The following is an 8,419-nucleotide window of genomic DNA, read 5'->3' on the forward strand; positions in this document are numbered from 1 at the left end:
AGGTGATCTTGATAAGGAAACATCTGACGGGACAACCGCTACTTACATTGCAGCCCAAAATGGTCGCCTTGACGCAATTATAAAACTTCATGAGTGTAAAGCCGATTTTCATAAAGCCAGAACCACTGGTGCGACTCCTCTTTTTATTGCAGTACAAAATGGTCATTTCCACGTGGCTGCCAAATTGTGTGAATACGGTGCTGATCCTAATGTATCACTAATCAGTAGCAGATTGACTCCTATCTATATCGCGGCTCAAAAGGGTCGCATTGACCTGATTAATAAGCTTGTTGAATATGGCGCTGACTTAAATATGCCTAACTTGAGGGGAGACACGCCAGCCTTTACTGCGGCGTATAATGGCCATGTCAACGTAATTGGTAAACTTTATGAATACGGGGCAGACCTTAATCAGTCAAATAATGATGGTGTCACACCCCTCTATGCTGCTGCCGAAAAAGGGAATGTGGATGTCATTATCAAACTTCATGAATGCAAGGCTGATTTACATAAAGCAAGGGCTACGGGTGCCACACCCGTGTATATCGCAGCACAAATGGGGCATGCTAAGGTAGTCAGCATACTTTGTGAGTACGGCGCTGATCCTAATAGGCCAATCATTACTGGTGCGACTCCGGTTTTTATCGCAGCAAAAAATGGTCATCTCGAGGTAATTAAACTATTTTCCCAATGGAATGGTGACCTCAATAAAGCGGATGACCAAGGAATAACACCTGCTTATGTTGCAGCTGAAAACGACCATGCCAATGTCGTTGAAATACTCTATCTCCTCGGCGCCGATCTTAATAAAGGAACAAAAAATGACACTACCCCTGCCTATATCGCTGCCGAAAAAGGACACGTTAATGTTCTTATAAAACTTCGTCAATATGGTGCTGACTTTAATAAACCCACTAAAATAGGTACCACACCAGCCTGTATTGCCGCCCAAAATGGCCATGTCGGAGCGCTTGAAGAGCTTTATAAAGGAGGGGCAGACTTTAATAAGGCAGATGCTAGAGGGGTAACTCCTGCTTACATTGCTGCATATCAAAGGGACATTGCCGTTCTTGAAAAACTGAATCAATATGGCGTTGATCTGAATAAGGCAAAAGCTGGCGGTTACACTCCTGTCTATGTTGCCGCAGAAAATGGACATGTTGACGTTCTTATAAAACTTCATGAATACAAGGCTGACTTTAATAAACCCAGTGTTACTGGTGCAACTCCTGCTTATGTTGCCGCGACATTAGGACGTGCCGAGGTTCTTGCAACGCTGTCTAAATGTGGTGCTGATTTTAATAAAGCAAACATTGACGGGACAACCCCAATTTTAATCGCCGCTCAAAAAGGGTACGCTGGAGCCATTGAACAACTTTGTCTAGGTGGGGCTAATCTTGATTTGCCAAATTCCCAAGGTTTAACACCTGTTCATTTAGCCGCAGCCTGTGGACATGCTGCTGCGGTTGAAATGCTGTATAAATTTGGATCAGATCTTGGCAAACCCAATGCAAAAGGCCTAACACCCATTATACTTGCGGCCAAAAATGGCCATGCCGCCGTCATTAAAAAATTCCATGAGTGTAAGTTTGATGTAAATGAATCGAATAAACAAGGAGTAACTCCTGCGTTCCTGGCGACCTATTTTGGTCATGTTGCCGTACTTGAACAACTCCATGAATGTGGTATTAATCTTGATAAAACCGCCCCTAAAGGAGTTCCACTGGCTATAACTGCCGCTACAAGAGGCCATGTCTCCATTATTGAGAAACTTCATGAGTACGGTGCAGATCTCAATAAAGCAGGTACTAACGGCCTAACCCCTGTTTTTGCGGCAGTACAACATGGTCACATCGATGTCATTAAAAAGCTTTATGATTGTGGCGCTAACTTTGAAAATTTAAATAGCAATAAAGAAACAGTCATCCATGTTGCCATTAAAAATAGGAAGCTCGATGTATTAACAACACTTCATGGACTCAATATTAATTGGGATAAGACTCTGAATGGGATTACGCCCGCTCATATTGCTATCCAACAGGGTAATATTGATTTCATTAAGTCCATGTTCGATAAAAATATAAAATTCAATATTCCTTATGTAACCAATAAAAGTGAATTGGAAAAATTGATTCAAAGTTGCATCAAAAAGAAAGATGCTACTCATCAGCAGACTACTTTGGCTAGATTGCAAGTCTTTATTGAGCGTCAGGAAAGTACTGAAGACAAATTATCCATTTCACCACTTGAACTGGCTAAAATTATAAATCGTCAAGATATTATAGAATTGTTAAAAAGGCACGAAACACAATATCATCAGTCCTACAGCTTCTTTGCACTAAAAGAAATGGTGAGCACGAATGAAATTTTTTCAAAGCTAGAACTCTGATATTAAGAGACATGTGCTAGTTAATTGTCGTAAGAATGCAGGGCCCTTAGTTTGGATTTAAATGCTTAAGAAATTGTTTTAAAAACAGTATTTATTCATTAGAAGCATTGATAGAATGCCCTCTCTTATTTTTAAAAGAATAGACAATGCCAAGAGATAGAAAAAAAATTTCAGTAATTCCACCGGAATTGCATGATCAATCCCCTAAATCCCTTTATGCTTCTTTTCGGCACCTTATCGAAAAAGAAGTTAAAGAATTTAGTAAATCACCAGATTTCATACAGGCATACAGTTTACGCCATTTGATTGGTAAATTTGAACGATTTCTTGAGGAAATAAAACACGATGTACATGCCATTGTAGGGTGGTTGGAATTAGGGGCTACCTTTTCTACTGTTGATTTTCGAACCTTCGTAATGGATGAATATTCAACAAAAGCGTATGTTAAATCAAAGCTATATTTTGAAAAGGCCTTAACATTACTTAATATGCCGCATTTTACTGAACTTCCACATCGCACAATAATTTTAAGTATAATAAAAAATGGAGAGTTTAGTTATGAATTAAATTCCAATTATATGAAATTTTTTAACCATCTAAGTGGTTTAGCCAATAAAAAAAATTCCCAAAATAAACAAAAAGATTTTTTACTTAAAGAAATTTCAGGGGAGCAGACTACAAAGGATTTAAAAGAGGCAGTCAATCGATTACTAAAAAACGATAAAAAAATTGCCATTCATTTTGCACTTAAAATAGTAGAGCTCTACAACAAATATTTCAATCAAGAAGAGTTCATTGTGCTTATGGATGAACAGAGTAAAATAGTAGTGGATCCTGTCTTACGTGAGAATGATCTGCGAGGTGTTTTAATATCAATAAATCTTCTTTCATTGATTGCAAATATCCAGGTTATTTTAGATAACTTTCAGTTGGTTATCGATGCTCATTACACTGATAATGAAGTTAATAAGCTTTCAAATACTATTCAAAATGATTCGGCAAAAAATGCTTTACACATATTCTCTTGTTATAAAACTGCCTTAAATTTCTTGATAAGTGTCCTTTCCCATCGTATTTCCGTACTTGATGAAGGTAGGACCCCTTCAGTTGAAAAGCAAGTAGCCGATAAAGTCGAAGAAATGTTAGGAATGAGCGTTACCGACGAACGAAAATTACTGGATGAGAATAGAAAAATTTTAATAAAAGAGTTGGAGAAAATATCTCCTTCATATTACAAGCTTAGTAATGCACAAACGCTCTATAATGAGCGAATAAAAAAATACACAAAAAATCTTATTCGAAAAGAAAAAATCAAGAAGAACCACTTTTCTAAAAAGGACAGCAGTATTGCTACTTTTGTCGATGAACTCTATGAAGACAATGCCGCCAATGCTAAGCCCGAGGAATCTGTTCAAACGCCACCAGAAAGCCCTCAACAAAAAAGTCCTTTCGATTTTTATATAGAAGGAGAGTATTTTAAAGCCATTCAGCTTTATACTAAGCAATTGCCTAAAGAAATAAACTCTGACAATGCTTTGGTTGCCATCAAAATTATGATGAGTATTGGGGATTGTTATAAAGCTCACTCTGAATGGGAAAGATCTTTAAAACATTTTAAATTCTCACAGCAGCTAAGAAGATCTGCACTAAAAAATTACCAGAAATCACTTGATTTATTAAATAAAGAAATTCCTAATTTAACGGTAGATAACCCTGAATATCATGAGTGGATTAGCCACCAAAAGTTTGCTAATGATGCGGTCAATCGACTTTCAGAGTTGCTTCATAAAGGAAGAAGTGCATCGAAAACTATGAACTCTTCTCCAGTGGAGTGTAAATCAGCAAAAAGTAAAGATGCCAAAAATAAAAAAACTATCACATCCTTTTTTCAACCAGCTACACACACCACAAAAGCATCCAATTTAAAGTCATCAACTATCCAAGAAACACAATCATCTGCACAACCAACATATCGACAAGTTAAGAAAACATTGCAAATTAATTCTGTTGTAGTAGAGGAAATAATTAAAAAGCATGCCGAAAAAAATCATCAGATCTACATTGTCGGTGGAGCTGTTCGCGATTTATTATTAGAAAGAATCCCAACTGATTATGATTTAATAAGCACAGCTACACCTGATGAGTCAAAAGCACTGATTAACCTGGAAGCAATCATTGTTGGAAAAACATCCTCTGTGCTTAAAATTATTGAGGATTCTGATGTACGGGTTGAGATATCACCGATGCGTGAAAAGATACCGACTGCCAATCAGATTAGTGTTATCCTTGACGATGGTACCCTAGTTACCTACACACCTACAGCAGACCTGTTAAAAGATGCAAAACATCGCGATTTTTCGATTAATACTTTAGTTTATGATCCTATCAATAGTACTGTCATTGATCCTACTGGATTAGGCTTAGATGATTTAGAAAAGGAGAGACTTGTCTGCATTGATAGTCCTCACGACTCATTTCGAGAAGATCCTATTCGTATGCTAAGAGCAGTTCGATACAACACACGATACAATTTTAAAATTGATCTTACTATCCTTGGGGCGATTAAAGAAAACGGATATCTTTTAGAAACCGTGCACCCAGGCCGATTATTAAAAGAGATAACAAAATTATTTTTTGAAGAAAATGCACAGAGAAACTTTGACGAACTACACGCTTTGAATTTATTGCATTACCTGTTCCCAGAAGCGGCTAAATGCATGAAGGACAGCAAAAACATAGTCTGCCAATTTCTGATTAAAAACATGCTCGCTGCATTGGATAATGACATGGGGGCATCTTTGCAGGATATTCCTCTTCTTCTTGCAGTTATGTATTGGCCAATTATCGCTGAAAGTTTGCTCAATAATAAATTTAATGCTTCCTATGAGACGTTTACAAACATTGTCAGAGTAGTGGATAACACGCTTCTAAGGCTAGAAAAACAATGGGGGCTACAAACTCAAGCTATGAATACCATCAAATTAATTTGGCATACTAATCTCTATAAATGCTTAAACCAGCCAGATCCTTATTTAGCAAATGCGTATTATTCTGTGGATGATCTTTTTATAGTTGAGCAATTTCATCAGTTAATGATTATGGCAACGAACAAAACAAATGAAACTCTTTTTTTTAGCACCATGTGGTCGCATAAAACGAATGAACAAGTAGATCGTGTTCTTCCTCTTGCTGATAACACCACGTCTTTTTATCGATGAAGTGATACAGGAGCGAAGCCTAATATGCATAGTGATAAAAACAGTAGAGTTACATACCAAGATACAATACCCCAGCGCATTTGCACGGCTTCTAGACCTTCATCAGTATTCATAAGACAAAGGGCGGTTTCTGTGGGTGCTACATTAAAACTACCGGGGAGAGGCTCGATTTGGTGAATGCCAAATTGCTTTTTAATCTTTGCGTAATCCGTATCAAGGGTAAAACGACCGCACATGAGTTAATCCTTGCATTTATAAATGAACTATATTTAATAGTACCTGTTTGTTATAGGACAAAATTATGAAAAAGTCTTCTTCTAGTACTTCAAGAAAACAGACTAAACCAAAAGTTAGAAAGGAGTATTTAAAAAATATTTCTGGAGGTAGAGGTAGAGGGGTTTTTATTCCCGAGGATTTACCGGATCCTGATGCGCTTCGTCGTATAGTTGATGAGCATTTCAAACGTCAATAGCATGTTTTTGATTAATCCCATCAATCAGTTTCATCACTTTCTCAGTCTCGATAATTTCCTCATCATTGGGTTGATGAAATAAATCAATTTGCCGGTATTGCTTATCAATTAAATCGGCTAGTAATACACCACATTCATGATTGAATGCCTTTACGGATAAATTTTTTTTAAACAAAATTTGGCTGCAGCTGTGAGATACCTGAAATCATCCGTGGGGTTAACCAGGCGAAAGCCAATGGAATTTGAGTATTGTGCTAAATCTTCACGAAGAGGATTTGAGCGAACAAAGATGGATAGATGCTGGGTAATTAATCCTTGTCTTCGCATTTAGCCCAGGCAGTTGCGCAATGATGACTTATGGCTTCTTGAATGAAGTTAAAATCGGATTGCAAACCACCAAAGGAGCAGGAGAATATAATGGATTGTTTGGGTGCTATTTCTTCCAATTCAAGACAAGGCTTGCCCGTTATCTAATACTGTTCGTTGCAAGACGACGTTAAAACGGTCTTTCACAAACCGTGGATTTAATTTAGAAAGTTCAAGGGCATTGGTGACACCAAATCCCATTAGTTTTTTAGTCCACTGACGACCGACACCCCAAATGTCAATGGGAAAGCCAGTGCTCTTCTTAGTTGGTGACATTAAAAACGGGAATTTTTAACTTCTGCAGGAGGAGGGGACTTTTGAAGAACTAAAATCAAAAGTCAAAGCAAAAGAAACCTTATTGTGCGCTAAAAATGCAGCGTTTGATAAAAAGGACTTACTAAAGTTAAGAAATTATCACTGGTCAGATGGAACAGGTCGATTGCCAAAATGTTGGTGGTCGATTATTCCCAATCACCAACTGACCGATGAAAAAACATGGTTAGACGAACAAATCTATTGTCGGGTCGGTGCTTCAGATGCCTTACGGCAAAGTGAAATCACAGCCTTTAAAAGGCATTCATTTCGAGCAGAGCAAGTTTGAATAAATCAGAGGGTTCTTTACGAGCCATTTTTAATTATTCGAATGATCTGACATTTTTGTTGAACCATATGAAGTAGAGTTTTATCCAAATTTCATTGAGAAAAACAATTCGCCTGATGGTCGTGAAGATCTTGGCAATGCTGGGCCATACGGCTAGAAAATCAGACCCTTTCTCGTGATTATCCAGGGTTTCTTCAATCTATAACATCCTCAAGAAGTGATTTTTTCAATGGAATAACGCGGACAAATGCGCTTCCTTGTTGCTGCGCATTGTCTGTATAAATCTCCCCATTCAGGTCATCAATAAGTTGTTTGATGACAAAAAGTCCTACCCCATGCCTTTATAAATCCCTTTATAAGAGAACAGAGTATCTGAGATTAATAAATTAAGCTTCTAACGCAACTGACAAAGCCAACGCTACCTTTAGAAATAGGGTTCAGAACGCCCGTAACAATAGTTTCATTCCATATTCTGTTATCTGGATCAGAGGCATCCTCAGACGAACTAAGGTAAGCATGACCAACATCAAACCCTCCGAAGCCAACATTTATGAGATTAGTTTGAATGTTGGCTAGGCCAGCCGGGCATCCAGCAATCCCACCCTCCGGTCCTAGCTGACAGGCAGCCGGTAAATACCATTCACCGACTGAGGCACCACCCACAGTGCTCTGATTACAGATTACTGCTCCATAATTGTTGCTCGTACCCAAAGCAGTCACAATAGCATTGGTATTAGCTACGCCATCCGTCATATCCGTCCCTATAGTTTGCCCTATAGGGCCCCATCCATCAGAAGCGAATTGTTCCGTGTCAACTACCTGTACTGTTGTGGGTGATGATATCTCCCAGACCAAAAAACCTTGGACAGTAAAAGCCACGGCGGTTATAGGCGTATTACTAATATTATCACCAATCACGGCAAGGCCTCCTTGAGCAATATAAGGTGTTGGCGATGTGAACGTTAAAATACAAGTTCCATTATTTGGAGCAATCTCTGTACAACCACTGGCATCCTGTATCACATCAGTCCACCCTGAGGGTAAGCTGAGCGAAACATTCAATGCTGGATGCATAGTTCCGGTATTGGTTACTGTAATACTCCCAAAGCCACTACCTACAGGGATGGTATTTGTAGCACTTACAGACAAAGTGGTTACATTCTCCGTACAATTGACTGCGACATTTATTACATCGGAGCTACCCATTGTTCCACTACCATTAGTTACCATGCAAGTTTGAGTTACTGGTTGAGATGAAACCGTTACATTGTAAGGGCTACCCTCCGCTACCGGTGTTGAAAAAGTAAAGCTGCCGTTGGTAGTTCGCGTTAACGTATCACCACCATTATTTTGCAAGGAAACAGAACCGACAA

General features: G+C 38.5%; 8 protein-coding genes and 1 pseudogene. 4 read left to right on the forward strand and 5 right to left on the reverse strand.

Annotated elements, in window-relative coordinates:
* Positions 1–2,389: ankyrin repeat domain-containing protein (locus tag Ljam_RS15310; RefSeq protein WP_193786980.1), on the forward strand; the 2,389-nt coding region annotated here is incomplete at its 5' end.
* Between the two features lie 146 nt (positions 2,390–2,535).
* The gene (locus tag Ljam_RS03135) at positions 2,536–5,607 is read left to right on the forward strand and encodes a tRNA nucleotidyltransferase/poly(A) polymerase-related protein (protein WP_058448684.1); all 3,072 of its coding nucleotides are present in this window, start codon (positions 2,536–2,538) and stop codon (positions 5,605–5,607) included.
* On the opposite strand, the gene Ljam_RS03140 is transcribed toward Ljam_RS03135, so the two are convergent.
* Positions 5,598–5,843: an SOS response-associated peptidase family protein gene (locus Ljam_RS03140; protein ID WP_058448685.1), complete on the reverse strand. Its 246-nt coding sequence runs from the start codon at positions 5,841–5,843 to the stop codon at positions 5,598–5,600. The genes Ljam_RS03135 and Ljam_RS03140 overlap by 10 nt on opposite strands.
* A 65-nt stretch (positions 5,844–5,908) precedes the next feature.
* On the opposite strand from Ljam_RS03140, the gene Ljam_RS15095 reads away from it, so the two are divergent.
* A complete protein-coding gene (locus Ljam_RS15095; protein WP_156411909.1) occupies positions 5,909–6,079 on the forward strand; it encodes a hypothetical protein in 171 nt (56 codons plus the stop codon).
* On the opposite strand, the gene Ljam_RS03145 is transcribed toward Ljam_RS15095, so the two are convergent.
* The 3 genes from Ljam_RS03145 to Ljam_RS15100 all read right to left on the reverse strand — a co-directional run bounded on the left by Ljam_RS03145 (position 6,066) and on the right by Ljam_RS15100 (position 6,721).
* The gene (locus Ljam_RS03145) at positions 6,066–6,254 is read right to left on the reverse strand and encodes a hypothetical protein (protein WP_058448686.1); all 189 of its coding nucleotides are present in this window, start codon (positions 6,252–6,254) and stop codon (positions 6,066–6,068) included. The two genes, Ljam_RS15095 and Ljam_RS03145, sit on opposite strands and share 14 nt — an antisense overlap.
* On the reverse strand, positions 6,230–6,406 hold the full coding sequence (locus tag Ljam_RS15630) for a DinB/UmuC family translesion DNA polymerase (RefSeq protein WP_165483401.1): 177 nt from the start codon (positions 6,404–6,406) through the stop codon (positions 6,230–6,232). Before Ljam_RS15630 ends, Ljam_RS03145 begins: the two co-directional genes overlap by 25 nt.
* Positions 6,407–6,526: 120 nt before the next feature.
* Entirely contained in the window at positions 6,527–6,721 is a 195-nt protein-coding gene (locus Ljam_RS15100) for a hypothetical protein (protein ID WP_131762483.1), read from the reverse strand.
* An 82-nt stretch (positions 6,722–6,803) separates the two neighbouring features.
* Between Ljam_RS15100 and Ljam_RS03150 the strand changes: the two genes are divergently transcribed.
* Positions 6,804–7,046, forward strand: coding sequence for a hypothetical protein (locus tag Ljam_RS03150; RefSeq protein ID WP_058448687.1), 243 nt, complete (start codon positions 6,804–6,806; stop codon positions 7,044–7,046).
* A 378-nt stretch (positions 7,047–7,424) separates the two neighbouring features.
* Here Ljam_RS03150 and Ljam_RS03155 read toward each other — a convergent pair.
* A pseudogene (locus Ljam_RS03155) lies at positions 7,425–8,419 on the reverse strand (hypothetical protein); the annotation flags it as partial.

The sequence above is a fragment of the Legionella jamestowniensis genome, from assembly GCF_001467745.1.
Taxonomy (GTDB): Bacteria; Pseudomonadota; Gammaproteobacteria; order Legionellales; family Legionellaceae; genus Tatlockia; species Tatlockia jamestowniensis.